The following is a 23,878-nucleotide window of genomic DNA, read 5'->3' on the forward strand; positions in this document are numbered from 1 at the left end:
TTGATTTTTTTGCGTTGAATAGATATAATGTAGTAAAGCACACAAGCGATAAAAAATTTATGCGTATTTTAGTGCAGAGGTGAAAGTTTGGAAGTAAACTTCCAAATCTACCTGAATGACGCAGTAAATGCGTCAGAAGGAGGAAATAATGCTAACACAAAATGATATAAGAATACTAAGCAAAATATTTTCTGATTATGGCTATGTCATGACAACGGCACAGCTTACAAATGAAAAATTGTTTTATAGAGATATTCAACGTATGCTGGAACAAGGATTGATTGAAAGAATAAAAAGGGGCTGTTACCATTGGGTGGATGACTATGGTACGAGTGAGGTGGTTATTGTCAACCGCCTGTTCCCTGATGCAGTTCTTTGTATGGAAACAGCCCTTTTCTATTATAGATACAGTGACAGGAATCCCGCTGAATGGAATATTACCATTGACAAAAATACTTCCAGAAAGCGTACAAATATTGATTATCCTTTCATTAAGGCTTATCGGGTGGAGCCAGAGCTGCTTTTCATTGGAAAAACAAAAGGAGAAATTGACTTCCAAGAAGTTCATATTTATGACCGTGACCGTACCATTTGTGATGTGCTGAGGAATATGAATAAGATGGATAAAGAGATTTTTAATAAGGCAATACAAGGCTATGTAAAAGACCAGAAAAAAAATATTCCGAACCTTATGCAGTACGCAAAGACTTTGCGGGTGCAAAAGCGTGTAAAGGATTTGATTGGAGTGTGGTTGTAATGACAGATAAGGCGGCGTCCGTTCTTGCAAAATTGAAAAACAAAGCTAAGATTTCTGGAATCAGCTATCAACAGTGTTTACAGTTGTTTATGCAGGAGGAATTTTTGCGGAAACTTTCAAAATCTGGTTATGAAGACAATCTTATTCTGAAAGGCGGATTGTTCATCTATACGCTTACCAATTTTGAAAGCCGCGCAACGATAGATGTTGATTTCCTGCTTCGTGGATTTTCCAATTCCATAGAAGATGTAAAAAGTATGATTGGTAAGATTATTGAGACATCAACAGGAAATGACTTTGTTTCCATGATAGCAAAGGGATTTGAAGAAATTTCCCCACAGAGGAAATACCACGGCATCAGCACTCAAATTATCGGTCAGATAAAAAATGTACGTGTGCCGTTTAATGTGGATATTGGTGTGGGAGATATTATTGTGCCGAAAGCGGAGGAAAGGAGAATCAATACACAGCTTCCAGATTTTGAAAAGCCAGTGATAAAAACTTATTCTTTGGAAAGTACGATAGCAGAGAAATTTGACGCTATCTTGCAGCGATTTGAATTGACTGGCAGGATGAAAGACTTTTACGATATATATTATCTGGCAAGAACATTCGATTTTGAGGGAGCGAAGCTGCGGGCGGCAATTTTTGAAACATTGAAGAAAAGAGAAACACCTTATGACAGAGATAGCTTTAAGCGTATTCTGGCACTTTCCGAAGATGAAGATATGCAGAAGCGGTGGAGATATTTTTTGAAAAATATTAAAGATGGTTCGTTGGAATTTGCGGTGGTTATTAAGGAGATGCAGAAATTTCTTGAGCCAGTGTTTGATGCGATAGTGGATGAGGGAGAATGGGATAAAGAATGGAACAGCAATTCAGGCACATGGTTGGATTTGAAAGGAGGTATCGAAAGTGACAAGAGCAGTTAATGATGCAACACTAACCAAAGCTGGCGATATTTATCAATATCTAAATGCTTTAAGAGATTGCTTTGAATTGAATGATGGTGAGACTCTTCAGATAGAGATAAATGGTGATGTAAGCATTATAAATAATACAGGTGGTCTATTTCAAAGAGAGGTGAAACATCATTTTAGTGAAACATTTCTTTCGGATAGAGATGTGGATTTTTGGAAAACATTAGCTAATTGGTATGTAGACTATGAAAGGGTAAAGAATTTTTCTCACTATATACTCAGTACCACGGCTAAAATTGCTAAAGAGTCTCCTTTTTATGAATGGAACAACATAGAAAAAGGTGAAAAATTAAAACGACTAAAAGGTATAGGAGCAGTATATAAAAAGAAAGAAGAAACATTTAGAAGTCAGTATAATAGAATTTTTACTGATTCTTATGATGAAAATCGCCTTTTAGAAATTTTGGATAAATTTATAATTGATGCTGCAAAAACATCATTAGTTGGCATATCTGGTGAATTTTCAAAATATATACGCTCAATTCCAGAAGAGAATAGAGATGGATATATTGGAGCATTACTTGGGCGGATATTAAATAAAGTAAAGAATCCACCACATAAGTGGGAAGTGGCAAAAAAAGAATTTGATGAGATTTGCCAAGTTGAAGCGTCAGCATATGGTACTAAAGGTTCTATTCCACTTCCCCAAGAATATATCAAAGCGGTTGTTTCTGAAAAAGAAGCTAAAAAACTTGAACAAAAAAAATTTGTTGAAGCTATCCGAGAAATAGAATATACTTCTGAGATTATGGAAGCTATTTCAGATTACTGGAAAACTGATATGACAGTTGTTAATTATTTTCACAATAATCTAATGTATTTGGATAGCCTTGAGCCTTACATAGATGAATTAGATAAAAAGTTGCACCGCCAAAAACGAATTAGCGAACGAAATGCAAAGGGACAATCCTTTGAGAAACAAATTGATACGGCACAATCGCTTTATGATGATGTAATGATGTGGGATGTACACGATTTTGGCTCGATTATTCGTAATCAGGGATTTTTTCAGCGGGGAATTATACATAACATAGTAGATGAAACTGATTTTAAATGGAAAGTGGGTGAAGAAATAGATGAGCATAACTAATATTAAGAAACTTTCGATGAATACTCATTTTTATTCATTGCTCATACAAGGATTCCTTTCTGGTTATGATAAGCCTTGCGAAATGAAATTGCCATTTATGGCACTTCCTATTTTATTATATGTAGAGTCGCGAGAAAAACTAGTAACTGCAAATAAGAGAAGTCGAATTGATACTTTATTTCAGTCGTCCCAAATTATAGAAGAAAGTAAAATTTCTGGAAAGACACGTTTGTCAGGATATGTGGATAGATATAATTCGCTTAAACCGTATTGTAAGGAAGCCTTAATAATCCTTTCTTCCGAAGATAAAATAGTTTTCAACAATCATAAAATAAGGCTTATAAAAAAGATTGAATATAAAAATTTTGAAGGAACAATTAGAGACTGGATTAAATGTGCATTTTATCTTGGAGTAGTGTTTTCAAAGACAACCGAAGACCATTTATCTTACTATTTAGGAGTTGATGTGTAAATGAAAAGTTATGTAAAAGCAATCATTATTTTTAATGAAAATGGGGAAAAAAGAATTGTCCCGCTCAAACAGGGGGTTAATATAATTACTGGAGAATCAAAAACAGGAAAAAGTGCCTTAGTTGAGATAATGGATTACTGCTTGTGTAGTACTCGCTGTACTATACCTAAGGGCAAAATAACGGAGTTTTCCTTTCTCTATGTACTTGTAATGGCTATAAGTAAGCACACCTATGTGATTGCTCGTCAAAATTGGGAAAATGGGGGTAAAATGTACCTTTCTAAAGAATCCATAAATTTTGAGCCGGAAACAATAGAGATAGGCTATTTTGCAGAGATGAATCCATTGTCCCATAAAGATGTTAAGTATGAGATTGAATGTGCATTGGGACTATTTGTAATAAATATGGCTACAGATGGTGAAATGCAAAGTAAAAGGGCTTCACTAAGAAATATGGTTTCATATTTATTTCAACATCAGAATTTAATGGCAAGTAAGTTTGCATTGTTTTATAGATTTTCTGATTATTATAAAAGAAAAGATGTGATAGACCAATTTCCTGTTTTTGCTGGAATGATTAGTCAAGAATACTATAGTGATTTGATTCAGCTCAATAGTTTAAAAGCTCAATTAAAGCAAAAATATAAAAAACAAAAGGCTAATGAAAAAAGTACTATTTATATAAAAGAGAACTTATCCCCATTATTAGCAAATTACTTTGCACTGATTGAACAGGATTTTGATAGTAATATTTCTGTACAAAAAATGTTGAGATTGGCGACTAATCTACCCGAATTTGATGATTCACAACTTTTTGGAGAATCTAAAATAGCGGCTCGTTATAGTGCGTTAAATGAAGAATTGGATGAGTTGAGGGATAAGGAAAGAGAAGTTTTATTGAAAATTAAAAATATAGATAAGGCTTCAAATACTGGTAATGCTTTTTCAGAAATGTTAAATGAGTTAAAGCAACAAACGAGAGTCGCAGAAATAGAGACTACGGAATATGTTTGCCCGCTTTGCGGTCATGATTGCAAAGAAATTGCAGAAAAAGATTCTGAACTTATTGAAGCTACTGAATGGTTAGATAATGAATTAAAGATAACCGAAAAATATACTGCTGATTTTTCAGAGGATGTCAGAAAACTTAAGGAAATACAATCTCAAATTGATGCTAAAATTCGAGAAGTATGGAAGCAGATTAGAACAATTGAGGAAAAATTTATTTCGTCTAAAACCCTTGCTTCGAAAAGAGAAAAGGTAAATTATGCAAAAGCAAATATATCACTATTTGTTGAAATGAGTGATTCTGGAATTTTTGAAACAGTTGATGAAGATATTGAAGACCTTAAAGAAAAAATAGAACGGCTAGAAAAAAAGATTAAAGGATTTGATGTAGATACAAAAATGTCAAAGGCTAAATCTTTTTTGTCAGAAAATATGAATCACCTTGCCATTACTCTGGATTTTGAGGAGGAATATAGACCCATTAATTTGAACTTTGGATTGACTGATGGAAGTTTTGATATTTATCAACATCAGAATAATAGAGAAAACATTTATTTATATGAAATGGGAAGTGGGGCTAATTGGGTATCCTGTCATATTGCATTGTTTTTGAGTTTTCTCCATTTTTTTGCAAAGCAAAAGAATTCTCCTATGCCATTAACTATGTTTTTTGACCAACCAAGCCAAGTTTATTTTCCGCAAGGTGATAGTGATAATGACAAGATAACACAGGCTGATTTAATGGCAGTTAATAAAATGTATAAAACAATTTTTGATGAAATTAAAGCTATTAGCAAAGATACAGGAATTTTACCACAAATTATTATAGTAGACCATGTGGATGGAGAGAATTTAGAGTGCAAAGAGGAATTTAAAAGATATGTTCGTTGTAATTGGAGAGACGACAAAGGTTTAATATAAATACATCACCGTGAAATTTTTGGAGGTAAGTAAATGACAAATATGTATAGCCTTAATAGCAATGTAAAGTTTCCAAACATGGAATACTATGATATGGATAAGGCAAGTGATATGGCTTTGTATTTAGCTCATTGTGATTTTTATCCTTTTAAAAGTGTTATAGAAAATAATAAAATAGCTCTTGATGTAATAGCTGAAAGTTATAGAAAAATAGCAAAAGAAGCTAGAGGTGATAAAGATTTTGTAACCGAAGAATGGGCAATGACAAGTGGAGGGTTGCATTCTTGCAGGGTGGATTTATTGACACAATATTCATTGCTTTTAACAATGGTAGCGTTGTTGGAGGAAGCGGTAAATACTCTTTGTCGATTATATCATGGCATAAAACATTTAGATAAAGAGTTGAAAGATATTAAGGGAAGCGGATTAGAGAGGGCAGCTAAATACTTAAAAGAAGAAGTCGGCATAATTGGATTTACTGCTGATAAGCAATGGGAATATATTACTGCTATTCGTGACGCTCGGAATATGATTGTACACAATGGAGGTAGAATACACAAGGATTTTGAAAAATATGATAAGTTTGGTATTGGCTACAGAGAAGAAGACCATCAACTTTATCTGGAATATGGCGATATAATTAAGATGTACGATGCAATTCTTGATTTTATGGATAGAGCTTTTAGGATTGTCCCACAGAGTTGATTAAAATGATAAAAAGTGAAGTGTGCTATTTGAAAAAATTTCGACCCAGAGAAGCAGCGGTAATGTTCCATTATCACAAAGTAATGAATCATCTGATTTTACAGGCTTTTTAGTATATTCTTTAAAGACTTCGGATAAGGTGGTACGGTATGGTGAAAATAATCAAGTTGAGTTTTCGGAACATCCGACAGTGGTTCAACGAGGTAATGAACGTACAATTAACCTTTTGGTATCTACTCCCGATGTTGCATAGTTGGACAAGTAAGGTTGGTGAAATTTATGAGAGAAAAGAAAGTCCATTTGTATGTGGATAGCCAAGAACGGAGCATTTTATTACATAGCCTTGTGGAGCTGAAAAATCAGCTCATTCAGCAAGGCAGATATACAGACTGCGTTGACGAGCTGATATTCAAAGTCGTAAACGCACCAGTCAAGAGAATGAAAATTGAATATGTCTAAGGCACATCACAGAGCCGCTTATTCTTATTGATTTTTAAGAGTAAGTGGCTTTTTTGCGTTCTCTGGTACTCTTACATAGCCACCTTGACAAAGTGGCTAAATCTATGCGAAAGGAGGACGCACCCTATGTCAAATTGCAAAGTAATCGCTTTAACCAATCAGAAAGGCGGCGTTGGAAAGACCACCACGGCGGTCAATCTGGGCGTGGCTCTGGCACAGCAGGGCAAAAAGGTACTGCTTATTGATGCCGATGCACAGGCAAATTTAACCATGTCGCTCGGTTACAGCCGACCAGACGACTTGCCCGATACGCTCTCCACCATCATGCAGGACATCATTGACGATAAACCTGTCGATGTTTCCAGAAGCATCCTGCACCATGACGAGGGCGTTGACCTGCTCCCGTCCAACATTGAGCTGTCGGGGCTGGAAGTAAGGCTGATTAACGCCATAAGCCGTGAAAGCGTGCTGAAAACCTGCATCAACGAGGTAAAAAAGAATTATGATACTGTCCTTGTTGACTGTATGCCGAGCTTGGGTATGCTGACAATCAACGCTCTTGCGGCTGCTGACAGCGTGGTTATCCCGACACAGCCCCATTATCTTTCCGCCAAAGGCTTAGAGCTGTTGCTTCGCTCCGTGTCTAAAGTGAAACGGCAAATCAACCCACACCTGCGGATTGACGGCATCCTTATGACGATGGTAATGCCACGCACGAACATCTCTAAGGAAATCACGGCAACGGTAAAAAGTGCCTACGGGCAGAGAATCAAGGTATTCGACGCACAGATACCCCACTCCATCCGTGCCGTGGAAGCCACCGCAGAGGGAAAGAGCATTTTTGCCTACGACAAAGGCGGCAAAGTAGCCGCCGCTTACGAGCAGTTCGGAAAGGAGGTGGCAGAGCTTGGCGAGAAACAGAGGAAGCAAAATCGAGCTGACCGCATACGATGACCTCTTTGAAACGGACGAGAGCCGTGCGGAAGTGAATCTAAGCAAGATTAGGGAAATCCCGATTGCGGAGATTGACGAGTTTCCAGACCACCCGTTCAAGGTCTTAATGGACGAGGACATGGAGCAGCTTGTGGACAGCGTAAGGCGGAGCGGCGTGATGACCCCTGCCACAGTCCGCCAGAAAGAGGACGGGCGGTATGAGCTTATCAGCGGTCACAGGAGGAAAAAGGCTTGCGAGCTTGCAGGGCTTGAAACGCTCAAATGCGAAGTTAAGGAGCTGACCCGTGACGAAGCGATTATTGTCATGGTTGAGAGTAATCTCCAAAGGACGACTATCTTGCCGAGTGAGAAAGCCTTTGCGTATAAGATGCGGCTTGAAGCCATGAAGCGGCAAGGTGAGCGAAGTGATTTAACTTCTCCACCACTGGTGGAGAAGTCGGCGGGAAAAGATGCTTTATCAGTTTCAAAGATTGGTAAAGATACGGGCGACAGCCACGAACAGGTACGCCGTTTTATCCGTCTGACCGAGCTTGTACCCGAAATCCTGCAAATGGTTGATGAACGCCAGATTGCTTTCCGCCCTGCGGTGGAAATCTCCTATCTGTCCGAGGAACAGCAATATACGCTTTTAGAAGCGATGGGCTACAACGATGCCACGCCCTCTCTTGCACAGGCTATCAAGATGAAAAAGTTCATGCAGGAGGGGAAACTCACGGATGAGGTTATCCAGAGCATCATGCAGGAGGAAAAGCCGAACCAGAAAGAGAAGCCCCCCTTTAAGGACGAGCGGATAACCAAGCTCATACCGAAATCCATCCCCAGAGGGCAGGAAACGGATTTTGTCGTAAAAGCGTTGGAATTCTATAACCGCCATTTGCAGCGGAACAAGGCTCACGAGAGGTAAGGCAGGAAAAATAGGGATTTTAGGATGGGACACCGAGGGGGAAGTCTGCCCTTTGGGAAACAGAAAAAATTTTTTAATTTCCCCCTCTCCACACCTCTCCCCCTAGATACTGCCAGTAACTATCCGAGAAAAGAAATATTAAAGGCTGTCCACATGGGCGGCTTTTTTTCTGCCAGAAAGTCAACTATTAACATGAGTACGAACAGGAGGTAATGAATGAAGATATGTAAACTATTTCAAAGGGCTGCGGCGTTTGCCCTTGCTGCGGTCACGGCACTGTCCGCCGTCCCTGCCACGACAGCGTTTGCGGCGGGCGACATCGGCACAATTTCCTTTACCCACACCTACGACGGCGCAGGGAACGCCATCCGTTATAATTCCAGTGCAAACATTGGAGGTCATACCGCAGGCGGCACGGGCGAATACAAATACCGCATGTATGTAGACGGGGAAACGGCGTTCTGCCTTCAGCCGGGCGTACCCTTAAAAACAGGCAACACGCTGGCAAAGGCGTCTTCCAACACATGGAACGCCCTCTCCGCAGACCAGAAAAAGGCGGTGGGGCTTGCCCTGCTCTACGGCTATCAGGGGAACAGCGGGAATTTATCTGGGAGCGATGATGAGAAATGGCTTGCCACGCAGACCCTTGTATGGGAGTTCGTCACGGGATGCCGTAATTCAGCAAGCCCGTACAGCCAGACAAGCACGACCGTTTACAGCCTACACTTTGGCTCTAATTATGCCAACAGCGGGGCGAGGGCGGCTTACGACCAGATTGTGTCATTCATGACAAGGCACAGCACGATTCCAAGCTTCATGTCGGCGGGCAAAAAAGATATTACAAAAGAACTTGCCTATAAGGACGGGAAGTACAGCCTGACATTGACGGATAAGAATAATGCTCTTTCCGAGTATTCCTTTACCAGTTCCGACAGCAATGTGAAAGTTTCCAAATCTGGGAACAAGCTCACCATCACGTCAAAAAAGGCGATTGACGGCAAGGCGAGGATTACGGCAACGAGGAACAACACGCCGACGGTCAGCAGCGGAGCGAAGATGATTGCCTACGGCGACCCGAATTTACAGGATGTCATTACGGGCGTGGAAAACGTGGACACCATGACGGCGTATATCAACGTGGAAACGCCGACAGGCACGGTCGCATTGAAAAAGACTTCCGAGGACGGCGTTGTTGCGGGGATTTCCTTTACCATCAAGGGCGACGGCTTCAACAAGACCGTAAAAACAGACAAGGACGGAAATATCACGGTTGAGGGATTATTCCCTGGCACTTACACCGTCACGGAGCAGTCCATCGACCGTTATGAGCCGCAGAAAACCCAGACCGTGACAATCATCGGCGGGAAAACCTCTACGGTGACGTTCAGCAATACCTTGAAACGTGGAAGCCTTGAGGTTGTGAAAACATCCGAGGATAATCTGGTGGAGGGCGTGAAATTCCACCTTTACGGCACTTCTTTAAGCGGATTGGCGGTTGATGAATACGCCGTGACCGATAAGAATGGATTGGCTAAGTTTGAGAACGTCCTTATCAGCGGCAGCACGCCGTACACCCTTGAGGAAGTGGACACGGCTATCCGCTACGTTGTCCCTGCATCCCAGACCGCCCCGATTGAGTGGAAAAAGGTCACGAAACGCAGCTTTACAAACATCTTGAAGAAATTCAATGTCACGGTATTAAAGACCGACGTGGAAACGGGCGAGAAGCCGCAGGGCGACGCCACCCTTGCAGGTGCGGTTTACGGCATCTATAAGGGCGAGGAATTGGTTGACACCTACACCACCGATGAAAACGGGCAGTTCACAACGAAATATTATATCTGCGGGAATGATTGGAGCGTCCGTGAGATTACCCCGTCCGAGGGCTATCTTCTGGACACGACCGTACACCATGTAGGGGCAGAGCCAGAACTTTATACCGTGGAATACAATTCTGCGAAGAACGACGTAAATGAGCAGGTCATTAAGGGGAACATCGCCGTCATCAAGCACACCGACAACGGCGAAACCCAGATTGAAACACCAGAGGAGGGGGCTGTCTTTGAGGTGTATTTGAAATCCGCAGGCAGCTTTGATGCGGCGGAGGAAACCGAGCGTGACACGCTTATCTGCGATGAGAACGGCTTTGCCCAGACAAAGGATATGCCATACGGCATTTATACCGTGCATCAGACCTCTGGATGGGACGGTCGGGAGCTGATGAAAGATTTTGACGTGTTCATCTGCAAGGACAGCCAGACCTACCGCTACCTTATCAACAACGCCAACTTTGAAAGCTATATCAAGATTGTGAAAAAGGATATAGAAACGGCTAAAGTTATTCCCTATGCGGGCGCAGGCTTCCAGATTTACGACCCAGAGGGAAACCTTGTAACAATGAAATTCACTTATCCAGAAGTGACGGAGATTGACACATTCTACACCACGGCGGACGGCGGGCTTATCACGCCGCAGACCTTAGAATACGGCAAGGGATATTCGCTTGTGGAAGTGCAAGCCCCATACGGCTATGTTTTAGACTCCGAGCCAGTTTATTTTGACGTGGGGCAGGAAAACTCCGAGGAAGAAAGCGGCGTCACCATTGTAAAGGTGGAACGCTCCAATATGGCACAGAAAGGGAAAATCACGGTAGGAAAGTCTGGGGAGGTATTCAGCAGGGTATCAGGAAACAAGGGGCTGTACCAGCCGATTTTTGCCGTGGATAATTTAGAGGGTGCAGTTTACGAGATTACCGCAGCCGAGGACATCATCACGACAGACGGAACAGTCAGAGCCGAAAAAGGCGAGGTGGTAGATACTGTAACGACTGGCGAGGACGGAACGGCGGAAAGTAAGGAGCTTTATCTCGGAAAGTATGAGGTAAAGGAAGTGTCCGCCCCGTATGGCATGGTGCTGAATGATGAAATCCATGCGGTCGAGCTTGTGTATGCGGGGCAGGAAATCGAAGTGACGGAAACAGGCACGGAGTTTTACAATGAGCGTCAGCGTGTAGAAATTGACGTAATCAAGAGCCTTGAGGTTGATGAAGCATACGGCGTGGGCAGCAACGGCGAAATCAAGGACGTCACGTTCGGTCTGTATGCAGCCGAGGAGCTGACCGCCGCAGACGGTTCTGTTATCCCTGCGGACGGATTGATTGAAGTCATCTTCCTTGATGAGAACGGTCACGGAAAAGCAATCAGCGACTTGCCGATGGGCAGCTATTATGTGCAGGAAATCAGCACAAATGCCGCCTACCTTATCAGCGATGAGAAGTACCCTGTTGACTTCGAGTACGCAGGGCAGGAAACAGCCGTTGTAACCATCACGGCAAACGAGGGCGAAGCCATTGAAAACGAACTGATTTACGGCTCTGTCAGCGGCAAAAAGTCCAATGAGGACGGCGAAGATTTAGGCGATGCGTTAATCGGCATCTTTAAGGTGGGGACAACGGAATATACAAAGGAAAATGCAATCGCAACTGCCACATCCGAGGATGACGGCAGTTTTTCTTTTGCCGAAGTTCCGTATGGCACATGGGTAATCCGTGAAATCAAAAGCCCGAAAGGATATGTACTCTCCGAGGAAGAAATCAGCGTGACAATCAGTGAGGTTGACGAGGTTGTGGAGATTGAGTTTGTAAATTATTTCATCAAAGGCAATATCTCTCTGACTAAGGTAGACAAGGACTACCAAGACAACAAGCTCACGGGTGCAGTATTCGAGGTCTACTCTGATACAAACGAAGATGGAAAACTGGACAAGAAAGACGAGCTTCTCGGCGAGATGGGCGAGGTGGAGAAAGGCGTGTATCAGATGAACGACCTGCGGTACGGCAAATATCTTGTCCGTGAGAAAACCGCCCCGACAGGCTTTGTTTTGGATGAGAATGTCTATCCCGTATCCATCGAGGAAAACGGCAAGACCTACAATGTGGAGAATGAAGCGGGCAAGGGCTTCTTAAATGAAGCACAGAAAGGCTCACTCAAAATCGTCAAGACATCCTCTGACGGTAAGGTGGAGGGCTTCTCTTTCCGTGTCATCGGCAAAGATTACGACCAGACCTTTACTACCGACAAGAACGGAGAAATCGTCATTGACGGCTTGCGTATCGGCGAGTACACCGTGTCTGAGGTCAGCGACAAGGCATCTTCTGGCTATATCCTGCCCGCCGACCAGAAAGTGACCGTCAAGACGGACGAAACGGCAACCGTAACCATGCACAACGAGCTGCGTGACACCCCGAAAACGGGCGACGACTTCAGCCTCGGTTTTTGGGTAAGCCTTGCGGCGGCATTTACAGTCGGTGCGGGAATCTTCGGGTTTGCAGGCTACCAGTGCAGAAGAAAGAAAAAGGAGGACTAAGCAGGATGAGGGGAAAAACCATCATCGCCATTGTGCTTGTGGCGTTTATCGGCGGTGCGGCTGCGTGGCTGCATCTCCGCAGGAAATAGTTTGAGAAATATTTTACTGATGTGGATTGGGGCGGTTTTCAATGACCGCCCTCTTTCCATGTATGGAGGTAGATATGGAAAATCTGAAAACCATAGAGGGGAAAGTGAAGTCTGTCCTGCAAGAGAATGAGGACGCCAGAAATGACGACATGGTGCTGTACCTTGCCCTCTGCAACCTGTATCTGAAAGATGCGGGAGCTATGCCGCTTGCCCAGATACTTTTGAACCATAAGGGGCTTGGCTTGCCGAGCTTTGAGAGCGTGGGCAGGACACGCCGCAAATTGCAGGAGAAATACCCAGAGCTTTTAGGGAGCGTGCGGATGCAGAAAATCAGAGCCAAAGGGGAAAAGGCATACCATAGATATGCGAAAGAATCTTGAAGTGAATAAAAAATTTAAAGAGAGGAGGAACGCCTATGGACGGTGAAACACGCTCCAATCAGGGCTATGAAATCATAGAGAGCTGCACTATCGGGAACACGGAGCTTGTCATCGGGCATCACCCGAAAGCCCCGAACCCTTATGTATGCTGGTACTGCAAGGGCGGCGACAACTATTATTGGGGCTGCTACTGCAACACCCTTGAAGCGGCGAGGGAAAAGCTGAACGAACGCTACCAGTCGGAGTGCCAGATGCCATACAACCAACAGCACGATAAAAAGGCGAAGCAGCACGATGGGCGTGAGCGGTAGCACGGGAAACAATGAAAATGACAAGAAATATGACTGCACGGACTGTCCTTATCCCCGATATAAGGACAGCCGTGTCATCTTCTGCGACGTCTGCATCCGAAAGGTTTTAGACTGGCAGAGGGAGAAAAAGCAAAGAAAGGAGAATCCCGATGGAGAACGAAGAAAAACGGATGATTAGCTCCTACGAGGTCACGCAGAGCATCCACATCGGCAAAAAGGAAGTCGTGTTCGGCATAGATGAGAAAGAAGAATACCCGTATCTTGTCTGCTGTTGCACTTACGATAACCCGCTGTCCGCAGAATGGGTGACGGATGCGGTCGGCTCTGACGACTATCTGGAAGCCATGCAGATGTTTACCGACAGGGTGCAGGAACAGATAGAAAGTGTAAGAGCCGAGCAGGAACAGTTCAAGTTTGACATGACCCCGTTTACCATAGACGACTGCATCCCAGACGACAAATGCGGCAGCATTGTGGGAAAGGTCGTTGTCATCAATGCCGAAGTCAACCGCCACGAATACCGACATTCTGCCTACCAGCTTGTATTGGCGGACGGCGGTCACGGAGCGTTGGGCGGCAGGGGGCAGGCGGTGTTCGGCACTTCCCTTGCGGACGGAAAGCACGCCCGATGGGAACGGTGCGACGTGCTTGGGGAAATCAAGCCAGAGAAGATGCCCGACTGGGCAAAGGAAGCACTCGCAAAAATCAAGGAACAGGAAAAGGCGAAGAAATCAAAGAGCAGGGAGGAACGCTGATGGAGGTACGGGCTTTGACGCAATCCGAACAGAAATACACCTACGCCCAGAGTATGCAGCTTGAGGGACAGACGGGATGTATTGGGCATCTCCGAGGTGATTTTGCCCCCTCTGGATATGGCTTTCATACCACTTGGTTTGATACCAGAGAACAATGGAAAACGGACGAGTTCAAGACAGGTCTGGACGATATTATCAACGCCCTGCGTGAAGATAAGGGGCTTCTGCATAACCGCTATGACATGGGTGCATTTACAAAGGAATTTCCCGATAGTGGCTTTAATGGGAACTATTGCACGGAGTACGGCTTCCGTGTGGATACAGAGAAACACGCTTTCCTGCTCCGCTGCAACCCGACAAAGGGCGACTATAACTTTTACTGCTACTGCTATGTGAAAGAATGGCTCGACAGGCATATATCCAGAGCAGAAAAGGGAATCCGATTTATTGACCCCCATTACAAAGAACTGTTCCGCATCCCAGACGGCGGGAAAATCATCATTACGACGGCGTGGAAAGAAAAATTTGAACACGCCTGCCGCTATATCGACGAAACCCATTTAGAGTTAAGCTCTGGCAGGGGCGGCGACATTTACCACATCTGTGAGTTTGCCGAGCGCATGGAGAAAAACGGGGCAACGTATGAGCCGAAGCCGCAGGAGCCGCCGTCCGCACAGAAAGCCCCGAAGCAAAAAGACCATGAACGATAGGAGGTATGGGATATGCCAGTCAACCCAAAAGCCGTCAGAGCCTTAAACAAGGTTCTGGACGCAGGATTTACCGAGGAAAAAGCCATTGCTGCCATGACGATGGACGACATTCTCTCCATGCAGGGCATCACGGTAGCGGACATCACGCTCATCAATGAGCTGCAAAAAAGCATCAAGGGGAACAAGGTCATCTCATTTCTGGGAGGTGGGATGGAATGAGTACGGAGCTAATCAACCGCATCACGGTAAAGAAAGACGGCGTGTATGTATCTTCCCACAGCTCCAACGACACCTCTCCCTACCATTCATGGAGATGTAAGGGACTGTCGGAAATCTATGATGCCGAGGGGCAGAAAGGGCTTGACCGTGAGGTTATCCGTATGCTCTATGAATACGCAGAGCTTCGTGGGACGCATAAGAGCCTTGACCGTTACCGCTACGCAAAGGACGCCCCCGCCGCCCATGCCATCTACAAGGAATATATGGACAAGATAGACGACCGCTATGAGGGCTTAGATGAAGCAGATAAAAAGAGTGTCTGGTACAAGCCCACGGAAAAGGCAAAGGAATACCGAGCCTATGAGCGGGACATGCGGGACAAGATGTATTCCGAAATCGCCGAGCGGTGCGGGGAATACGACAGGAAGCAGAAAAACAAAGATATGGAACGATAAGGAGGTGTGAGCCTATGGCTGCAAAGTACCAGCTTATTACGGAGCTGTACCGCCGCACGGGGATGGCGGTCGCAAAGAACCCGCAGGCTTGGCAGGGCTTTTTATCCTCTGCCTGCCACAATTACAAGTGCCGCTTTGACGAGCAGCTCTTGATTTACGCCCAACGCCCCGACGCTACGGCAGTCGCCGAGATTGGCACATGGAACAGGCTCTTTAAGCGTTGGGTAAATAATGACAGCAAAGGCATAGCGGTCTTTGACCCGAAAGGGCGCAGGAATACGCTGAAATATTATTTTGACGTTTCCGACACCCATGAGGGCTACTACGGCAGCCGAGCCGTCCCGATATGGCAGATGGATAAGCGGTACGAGCAGCCCGTCATGGAGCGGCTTGCGGACAGGTTCGGCGGCACGGAGGGCGGCGATTTTGCCACATTTTTAATAGGGACGGCGGAGAACGCCGTGGAGGACAACTTGCCCGATTACCTCTCACAGCTAAAGGGCTGCACGAAAGACAGCTTTTTGGAGGAACTGGACGACTATAATATAGAAGTGATTTACAGACGGCTTGCCGCAAACAGCGTCGCCTATATGCTGCTGAGCCGCTGCGGTCTGGATACGGATGGGTATTTTGAGCATGAGGACTTTGCAGAGATTATAAATTTCAACACGCCCCAGACGCTGAACGCCATCGGCATAGCCACGAGCGACATTTCTGAGATGGCGTTGCGGGAAATCTCGGCGGCAGTCCGAAATGTGCAAATCGAAGCTAGAGGTCAGAACCGCACATTTGCAAGGGACATCGCAAGCCAGTATGATAAAGGCAGGAAACAACCCGAAAGGAGCGAAGATAATGGGCGAAATCACTTACACGAAACAGGCGGATTATCTTATTCCCGACCTGACATTACCGACAGAGCCAGAGCTTCCGCTTGGCAGGTACGCTTTGATGCACAGGGATTATCTGGAAAACCACAAGAGGGTGGCGTACCTCAACCTGCTGACAGCGGGCAGGCTGAACGAACACTTACACCAGACCGAACAGACGGCGTTGCAGCGGCTGGAGCTTCTAACGAAGCAGTTAGCAGCCGAGCAGGGAGTGACGGAGGAGCTGAAAGAGAAAGCCCCGATGCAGTGGCTCGGCATGATGAACAATATCCGCAGCCAGGCGGAGGAATTGATACTGGAAGAACTGATTTACAATTAGGAAATTCAGAGCCAGAGCCGCAGTCGGACGGCGGCAGGCAGGAAGAAAAAGCGGCTGCGGCACAGACCGCAGAGCCAGAAAAACAGACGGGAACTGAAAAAGGCAGCGTTGCCAACGAGGAAGAAGTTGCTGCCAATCTCCCGACCGTAGACGAACAGATTGAAATGATAGCTGAAGCAGAGGACGAAAAAGCCTCTGCTTTTGCCGTTTCACAGGAGGACATTGATGCCGTCCTTGTAAAAGGGAACAGCGTTGCGAACGGGAAATACCGCATTTACCACCAGTTCCAGAAGCAGGAAGATAAAAAGAAGAACATTGATTTTCTGAAAAGGGAATACGGCACGGGCGGCTTTTTCGTTGATTTTTCAGACGGCACGGAGGGGTATGTGTGGTACAGCGGCAAGGGCATCTCCATTGACCGTGACGGCATTTCCACCGAACACGACCTTGTTTTGAGCTGGTCGAAAGCGGAAAAACGGATGCGGGAGCTTGTTAAGGATAACCGCTACCTCAATCCCAAAGAGAAAGACCACTATGCCGATTATCTGGAAAGCATATCTGCCCCGCAGTATGAAATCGACACCCAGAGGAAACTGGCAAGGCAGCGTTTTATTGAGGAAAAAAGGGAGCTGCCCCCTGCGGACAAGCGGGACACGCTCGCCCTGCGGCTCTCCGACTTTATCCGTGACTTGGACGGCTATGAGAAAGATTTGTTGGGCGTAATTGGATGCGGGGATTTTGCGGATATGCCCGCTGACCTTATGGAACAGGCATTGCAGCATCCCGACAACGTGCAGGAGCTGTTAGACTTCCTCTCCCTTGTGCAAAAAAAGACGACCAGCGTTTACAGCCGCAGCAATGCGTGGCGTTTCTCGCAGGAGCTTACGGAGCTGTACCCTCTCCGCTACCTCTACCACGAGGGCGACGTGGTGTATATCGGGGCGGACAAATATGAGGTCATCGCCTTTGATGAGAACGCCGTGTCTTTGCGAAATGCGGAGTTCCCATTGTTCGGAAAAGAGTTCAGCCGAGCCGATTTTGAAGAAAAGCTAAAGGAGAACCCTGCGAACGACCATCTGAAAACGGTCATCACCGAGAGCCAGAAAACAGAAACACTTGCCGAGGAAAAGCCAGACAGCATCACACTCGCTATCGGATTTTCCGAGCATCCCGCCTTTTATGACAGGGAGCTGAACGACCGATTTACGGATTTAAGTTTCGCTTTGGGAAATAAGCTGCTCGGCGTTCTGGACGAAAAACAGCATCGGGAAAGGGAGAATGAGGAGAACCATGTCGGCTGGTATCATAAGACCGATTTTGAAATCCATGCCGTCATCGGCGGTGAGGAATTTAATTACGAGGGGCGGTTTGACATCGGCGACGGCGAGGGGGATTTAACCGACCATATCCGAAATTTCTATGAATATTCCCTCTCCCCAACTTGTCCGTTTATCCCAGAGTGGAAACGGCAGGGGGAAGATTACTACCGAGAGAAAATGGAATCCCTGCGTCTGGGGCGTGACGTGTTTATCCCGTTCTTGGAGCAGAACACGGAACTGACCCCAGAGGATGAAAAGCGGCTTGGCGAGATAATGGCTACCGAGGAGGACTGGTTTCACAGGAGGAAAGAGCCTGCCGAGGAAGAACTTTTGGAGCAGGCGAAAGGCTGCATCGACGCATACTGCGATGCGGAGTTTGGCGGCGACGCCGAAGTGGACTATACGGATTTGTCCAACGTCAAGATTGCATTTCGGAATACCGAGGATGACTTGCACGGGATACAGGCATCCGTCAACCTCTTGCAGTACCGCATGGAAACGTATGTGGATGGCGTTCTTGCAGAATATACGCAGTACAGTGACCTTGCCGACCTTATCCAGAACGCACTTTCCAATCTGTATTACCACGATTTAGTGTCCTTGACGGAGGAACAGCTTGAGCCGTTTTATCGAGAGGGAAGTGCAAAGACTGATGGAACATTGGGGAAAGAAATTGTACCCGATACCCCAGAGGAGATACCGCATTACACGGTAGAGCAGACTTCCGATGCCTTTGCCGACCCGTTTATTATACGGAATAACGAAGCCCCAGAGGACAGTGCCGACCGATACTACGACGTAGGTGGCATCTACCAGACTTTTGAAACCGAGGAAGAAGCGCAGGAATACGCCGATACCTTAAACAGTGCGGAGCATATCACGGAGCTGTTTGCGGCGAAAGATGCGGAACGGAAAGCACAACAGGACTTAGAGCCTGCCCCGACTGGAACAGATGAAAAGCAGGATAATTCTGACCTTATCGGCAAAGAGATTATGATTGACAACCGCCGTTATATGATAGAAAGCGTTGGAAAAATCAGCGGCGATGTTTCCATGCGTGACATCACATTTCAGAATAACGTGGGTTTCCAGATAAACCGTGTGGAGAAAGTGGGCTATGTCCGCAGGATTTTAGAGCAGGAAAGAGAACAGAACCAACGGCAAAGACTGGCACAGAAAGAACCAAAGTCCGAAGAAAAAACAGAATCCCCCACAGAGCCGACCACGGAAACCGTGGCGGAGTATCCCGCCGTGGAGAACGGGCTTCCTTATGACATTGTGGTGGAGAAGATACGTTTTGACGAGCCAGAGCATAAGCAGCCGAGGGAAACGCCCATTGCAGCGAAACCGTTTGCCCTTGCCCTCTCTGCCGACCGCCGCAACTACCGCATTACCGATGATAATTTAGGTATTGGCGGCGCAAAAGAGAAGTTCCAAAACAATATGGCAGCAATAAGGCTTCTCCATGACCTTCAGATAGAAAACCGCCTTGCCACGCCCGAAGAACAGGAAACTCTTGCAAAATACGTCGGTTGGGGCGGTCTGTCGATGGCGTTTGACGGCAACAATGCGGCATGGGCAAATGAATATAAGGAATTAAAATCAGCTCTCTCCGATGAGGAATACCATGCCGCTATGGAATCCACGCTGACCGCTTTTTATACGCCGCCCATCGTCATTAAGGCAATGTATGAAGCACTTGACCGTCTGGGATTTTCACAGGGGAATATCTTAGAACCGTCCTGCGGCACGGGCAATTTCTTAGGGCTTCTGCCCGACAGCATGGAGAAATCAAAGCTGCACGGCATCGAGATTGACCCGTTATCGGGCAGGATTGCGAAGCAGCTCTACCAGAAAGCCAGCATTGCCATTGAGGGATTTGAGGAAACAAAGCTCCCAGACAATCATTTTGACGTGGTGCTTGGCAACATCCCGTTCGGGGAGTTCAAAGTCAACGACAGCCGCTACAACGCCCAGAAGTTCCTAATCCACGACTATTTTATTGCAAAGGCTCTGGATAAAGTGCGGGCAGGTGGTGTTGTGATGTTCATCACCTCTAAGGGGACGATGGACAAGGCAAGCCCAGAGGTGCGGAAATATATCGCACAGAGAGCCGAGCTTTTGGGTGCGGTAAGGCTTTCAGACAATACGTTTCGGGCAAACGCAGGGACGGAGGTCACGAGCGACATCCTTATTTTACAAAAACGTGACCGCATGATAGAGATAGAGCCAGAGTGGGTACACCTCGATACCAATGAGGACGGCATTACGATGAACAGCTATTTTGTCCAGCATCCAGAGATGGTGCTTGGCGAGATGAAGATGGAAAGCACAAGGTTCGGCATGGACAGTGCCTGCAAAGCCTACCCAGACGTGCCGCTTGCGGGGCTTCTCCATGAAGCCATGCAGCGGATAGACGGCGAAATCCCAGAGATAGAAAATGAAGTTGACCGTATCTCCGATGAACAGGAGAAAGCCATCCCCGCCGACCCGAACGTGCGGAACTTCTCTTTTGCCCTTGTGGGAGGAAAGGTCTACTTCCGAGAGAATAACGGGATGACCCCCGCCAACGTGTCCATGACGGCGGAGAACCGCATCAAGGGGCTGTTGGAAATCCGTGACTGCGTGAGGAAGCTCATCCAGTACCAGACCAACGACTGCCCAGAGGAAATGATACAGACCGAGCAGGAAAACCTAAACCGATTATATGATGCCTTTACCAAAAAGTACGGCTTAATCAACAGCAGGGGCAACTACCTCGCTTTTGCGGCAGACGAGAGCTACTTCCTTTTATGCTCTTTGGAGGTGCTTGATGACGAGGGAAAATTCAAACGCAAAGCGGATATGTTTACGAAGCGGACGATAAAGCCCCACCGAGAAATGACCTTTGTGGAAACCGCCAGCGAAGCCCTCGCCCTCTCCATCGGGGAGAAAGCCCGTGTCGATTTATCTTATATGGCGCGGCTCACCTGCAGGTCGAAGGAAGAAATCATTAAGGAATTGCAGGGAGTTATTTATAAAGTTCCATCTTCCGAGCCTGCAAGGTATGTGACCGCAGACGAGTATTTATCGGGGAATGTGCGGGAGGAACTGAAAATCGCAGAGATAGCGGCAAAGTCAGACCCAGAGCTTGCGGTCAACGTGGCGGCACTGGAAAAGGTCATCCCAAAGGATTTGCCCGCAAGCGAAATCTCCGTCCGTCTGGGCGCGACGTGGATACCGCAGGAGGATATACAGCAGTTCATGGTGGAGCTTTTAACGCCGTCAAGCTATGCGGCGGGCAGGCTGCAAGTACGCTACACGGCATATAACGGCGACTGGTTTATTGAGAATAAAAGTTCCGACGTGGGGAACGTCAAGGCGGACAGCACTTACGGCACGAAGCGGGCAAGTGCCTACCGCATCATGGAGGACACTTTGAATCTCCGTGACACCCGTATCTTTGACTATGTTTATGACGAACACAACAATAAGAAAGTGGTTCTGAACCATAAGGAAACCACGGCGGCGCAGGCAAAGCAGGAGGTGATAAAGCAGGCGTTTCAGGACTGGATTTGGAAAGACCCAGAGCGCAGGAACAGGCTTGTACGCTATTATAATGACACATTTAATTCTATCCGCCCCCGTGAATATGACGGAAGCCATATCACATTTGGCGGCATCAGCCCAGAGATTCAGCTAAGACCGCATCAAGTCAATGCGATTGCCCATATCCTTTACGGCGGCAACACGCTCCTTGCACACAAGGTAGGGGCGGGAAAAACCTTTGAGATGGTCGCCGCAGCGCAGGAAAGCAAGCGGCTCGGCTTATGCCAGAAATCCATGTTTGTCGTGCCAAACCACCTTGTCGGGCAGTGGGCATCGGAATATTTAAGGCTCTACCCAAGTGCGAACATCCTTGTCACGACCAAGCGGGATTTTGAAATGGGAAACCGCAAGAAGTTCTGCGGCAGGATTGCGACGGGGGCGTATGATGCGGTGATTATCGGGCATAGTCAGTTCGAGAAAATTCCCATCAGCGAGGAACGCCAGAGGGAACAGCTCATGCGCCAGCTTGACGATATTGAGCGTGGCATTGACGACGTGCAGGCATCCCACGGGGAGCAGTTCACGGTCAAGCAGCTCATGAAAACGAGGAAAGCAATCAAGGCAAAACTTGACAAGCTGAACGACACCAAGCGGAAAGACAGCGTGATAAACTTTGAGGAACTGGGCATAGACAGGCTCTTTATAGATGAGAGTCATTTTTACAAGAACCTCTATTTATTTACCAAGATGCGGAATGTGGGCGGCATCGCCCAGACCGAAGCCCAGAAAAGCTCCGACCTCTTTATGAAATGCCGCTATCTGGACGAAATCACGGGCAGCCGTGGCGTAGTTTTCGCAACGGGGACGCCTATAAGTAACTCGATGGTCGAGATGTATTCCGTGCAGCGGTACTTGCAGTATGACACCCTCGCAAGGAACGGGTTGCAGCATTTTGACAGTTGGGCTTCCACGTTCGGCGAAACAGTCACAGCTCTGGAGATAGCACCAGTGTTAAAGACACATAGGAATATCCAGAGGGAAATACGCAGAAAATACTTTGTAAATACACAAAAATAACATGCAGAAAAAAGGAACACTTGATTCAAAATGGATGTATAAATTGAAAGTATAAATATTTTGTGTTAAAATATTAATGATTATATAGCCAATTGTTAGTGATACTTAATAATATAAAGAAGAATTGTGAAAGGAAGAAAAATGGCATTTTTAAAATTTATAGATAAAGAAGGTGCGGATTCTTTTATGTCAGGTACAGCACAATTTGGACGAGTAAAAGAATATTTGGAAATTGAGCAAAAGTATGCAGAAAAATTTTTAAAGGCAGAGCAAAAAAAGTGTGCTGGGAAAACTGATGAAATGGAAGGTAAATATTATACGACAAAAAACCAAACCCTACAAGGTATCCCGGTTAGATTAACGATTAATGCCGATAGACAGGATGTAGATTATGCTTTATGTTTATATCATTTGGACGACAAACGTAGTATAGAAAGAATAACTGATATGTTTGAATTTGGAGAGTATGTTGTAAAAATAGAAGATGAGTTAGAATTTGATAGGAGAATAAAAAATGGGGCAAAAAAAAATAAATACTTGCTCTATAATAGAGATGTTTTATATTATCAAGACGAAAGTATCGAAGATGAAATGAAAGTAATGGATTTAATGACAGAAAGTCTTGATCATGTGTCATTTGCGAAGAGAAAGGAGCTTTTCTTATATCAGAATGAATACAGGTATTTGCTTGTAGATGAGAACGCTGATGAAAAAAATATCAGATTTAAGATAAGAAAGTTAGAAGACATAGCAACTATAATGACTAGGTCAGAATTTTTGAAAACATTATAAAAACTATTTTTGTTTGTGACAATATGGAGTTGAGTAGTTTCAAAAGTTGTCAGCAATAGCAAAATAAGCCGGAACAGTCAACGGTCGAGATGAACGGGCGCTGCCCGCCGTTGACAGTTCCGGCTTATTTTGCTGATGGACAGACAATGGGCAACAGCATAGAGTGCTGCTGCCCCTTACATTATTTTCCATCAGATTTTATCTTCCCATACTTTTTTTCTGTTTGTTCCAAGTGCTGAATCAGCACAAATTCAATATAGTTAGTCATGGAACGGTGGTTGTTTGTTGCCAAGACACCGATTTTATCAAAAACTTCATCTGACAGACGTAAAGTAAATACACGCTTATTGGTTGCCATATCCTTGTCCTCCATTCTGGGGATAAATGTATGAAAAACCATTAGACAGAATTGAGAGCATCTG

Annotated in this window: 20 protein-coding genes and 2 pseudogenes; 21 read left to right on the forward strand and 1 reads right to left on the reverse strand. The window is 45.6% G+C overall.

Annotated features, from left to right (window positions below; translation table 11 throughout):
• The first annotated feature begins 148 nt into the window (after positions 1–148).
• The 21 genes and pseudogenes from AC6I3O_RS10740 to AC6I3O_RS10840 all read left to right on the forward strand — a co-directional run bounded on the left by AC6I3O_RS10740 (position 149) and on the right by AC6I3O_RS10840 (position 23,456).
• Positions 149–757 (forward strand): type IV toxin-antitoxin system AbiEi family antitoxin domain-containing protein, encoded by a 609-nt coding sequence (locus AC6I3O_RS10740; RefSeq protein ID WP_160279200.1) that lies wholly within the window; start codon positions 149–151, stop codon positions 755–757.
• Positions 757–1,689, forward strand: coding sequence for a nucleotidyl transferase AbiEii/AbiGii toxin family protein (locus AC6I3O_RS10745; protein WP_160279199.1), 933 nt, complete (start codon positions 757–759; stop codon positions 1,687–1,689). Before AC6I3O_RS10740 ends, AC6I3O_RS10745 begins: the two co-directional genes overlap by 1 nt.
• Complete coding sequence (locus AC6I3O_RS10750; protein WP_497850870.1) at positions 1,673–2,827, forward strand: hypothetical protein; 1,155 nt, start codon at positions 1,673–1,675, stop codon at positions 2,825–2,827. The genes AC6I3O_RS10745 and AC6I3O_RS10750 overlap by 17 nt, the downstream gene beginning before the upstream one ends.
• Positions 2,814–3,299, forward strand: coding sequence for a three component ABC system middle component (locus AC6I3O_RS10755; protein WP_160279197.1), 486 nt, complete (start codon positions 2,814–2,816; stop codon positions 3,297–3,299). The genes AC6I3O_RS10750 and AC6I3O_RS10755 overlap by 14 nt, the downstream gene beginning before the upstream one ends.
• Complete coding sequence (locus tag AC6I3O_RS10760; RefSeq protein WP_497850871.1) at positions 3,300–5,228, forward strand: DUF3732 domain-containing protein; 1,929 nt, start codon at positions 3,300–3,302, stop codon at positions 5,226–5,228.
• A gap of 33 nt (positions 5,229–5,261) precedes the next feature.
• Positions 5,262–5,933 (forward strand): hypothetical protein, encoded by a 672-nt coding sequence (locus AC6I3O_RS10765; protein WP_497850872.1) that lies wholly within the window; start codon positions 5,262–5,264, stop codon positions 5,931–5,933.
• A gap of 279 nt (positions 5,934–6,212) precedes the next feature.
• Entirely contained in the window at positions 6,213–6,392 is a 180-nt protein-coding gene (locus AC6I3O_RS10770; RefSeq protein ID WP_160279194.1) for a hypothetical protein, read from the forward strand.
• Between the two features lie 126 nt (positions 6,393–6,518).
• The gene (locus tag AC6I3O_RS10775; protein ID WP_497850873.1) at positions 6,519–7,346 is read left to right on the forward strand and encodes a ParA family protein; all 828 of its coding nucleotides are present in this window, start codon (positions 6,519–6,521) and stop codon (positions 7,344–7,346) included.
• Positions 7,300–8,250, forward strand: a complete 951-nt coding sequence (locus AC6I3O_RS10780; protein WP_497850874.1) for a ParB/RepB/Spo0J family partition protein — start codon at positions 7,300–7,302, stop codon at positions 8,248–8,250. Before AC6I3O_RS10775 ends, AC6I3O_RS10780 begins: the two co-directional genes overlap by 47 nt.
• Positions 8,251–8,466: 216 nt before the next feature.
• Positions 8,467–12,615 (forward strand): SpaA isopeptide-forming pilin-related protein, encoded by a 4,149-nt coding sequence (locus AC6I3O_RS10785; RefSeq protein WP_497850875.1) that lies wholly within the window; start codon positions 8,467–8,469, stop codon positions 12,613–12,615.
• Between the two features lie 163 nt (positions 12,616–12,778).
• Positions 12,779–13,084: a hypothetical protein gene (locus AC6I3O_RS10790; RefSeq protein WP_497850876.1), complete on the forward strand. Its 306-nt coding sequence runs from the start codon at positions 12,779–12,781 to the stop codon at positions 13,082–13,084.
• Between the two features lie 35 nt (positions 13,085–13,119).
• Positions 13,120–13,395, forward strand: a complete 276-nt coding sequence (locus AC6I3O_RS10795; protein ID WP_497850877.1) for a hypothetical protein — start codon at positions 13,120–13,122, stop codon at positions 13,393–13,395.
• Positions 13,379–13,573 (forward strand): hypothetical protein, encoded by a 195-nt coding sequence (locus AC6I3O_RS10800; protein ID WP_016296675.1) that lies wholly within the window; start codon positions 13,379–13,381, stop codon positions 13,571–13,573. Before AC6I3O_RS10795 ends, AC6I3O_RS10800 begins: the two co-directional genes overlap by 17 nt.
• Positions 13,545–14,150, forward strand: coding sequence for a hypothetical protein (locus AC6I3O_RS10805; RefSeq protein ID WP_497850878.1), 606 nt, complete (start codon positions 13,545–13,547; stop codon positions 14,148–14,150). Before AC6I3O_RS10800 ends, AC6I3O_RS10805 begins: the two co-directional genes overlap by 29 nt.
• The gene (locus AC6I3O_RS10810) at positions 14,150–14,860 is read left to right on the forward strand and encodes a hypothetical protein (protein ID WP_497850879.1); all 711 of its coding nucleotides are present in this window, start codon (positions 14,150–14,152) and stop codon (positions 14,858–14,860) included. The genes AC6I3O_RS10805 and AC6I3O_RS10810 overlap by 1 nt, the downstream gene beginning before the upstream one ends.
• A 12-nt stretch (positions 14,861–14,872) precedes the next feature.
• Positions 14,873–15,079 (forward strand): hypothetical protein, encoded by a 207-nt coding sequence (locus AC6I3O_RS10815; RefSeq protein ID WP_497850880.1) that lies wholly within the window; start codon positions 14,873–14,875, stop codon positions 15,077–15,079.
• On the forward strand, positions 15,076–15,534 hold the full coding sequence (locus tag AC6I3O_RS10820) for a hypothetical protein (RefSeq protein ID WP_497850881.1): 459 nt from the start codon (positions 15,076–15,078) through the stop codon (positions 15,532–15,534). The genes AC6I3O_RS10815 and AC6I3O_RS10820 overlap by 4 nt, the downstream gene beginning before the upstream one ends.
• An 852-nt stretch (positions 15,535–16,386) precedes the next feature.
• Complete coding sequence (locus AC6I3O_RS10825) at positions 16,387–16,740, forward strand: TnpV protein (protein WP_497853451.1); 354 nt, start codon at positions 16,387–16,389, stop codon at positions 16,738–16,740.
• 761 nt (positions 16,741–17,501) lie between these two features.
• Positions 17,502–18,179: pseudogene (locus AC6I3O_RS10830) on the forward strand (LPD25 domain-containing protein); the annotation flags it as partial.
• Positions 18,180–19,031: 852 nt separating this feature from the next.
• Positions 19,032–22,664 (forward strand): annotated as a pseudogene (locus AC6I3O_RS10835) (helicase-like domain-containing protein); the annotation flags it as partial.
• Positions 22,665–22,805: 141 nt separating this feature from the next.
• A complete protein-coding gene (locus tag AC6I3O_RS10840) occupies positions 22,806–23,456 on the forward strand; it encodes a hypothetical protein (protein ID WP_497850882.1) in 651 nt (216 codons plus the stop codon).
• 181 nt (positions 23,457–23,637) lie between these two features.
• Here the strand turns inward: AC6I3O_RS10840 and AC6I3O_RS10845 are convergent, their stop codons facing one another.
• Entirely contained in the window at positions 23,638–23,814 is a 177-nt protein-coding gene (locus AC6I3O_RS10845) for an Arc family DNA-binding protein (protein ID WP_497850883.1), read from the reverse strand.
• Between the last annotated feature and the right edge of the window lie 64 nt (positions 23,815–23,878).

Source organism: Sporofaciens sp. St.21A7 (genome assembly GCF_059728535.1).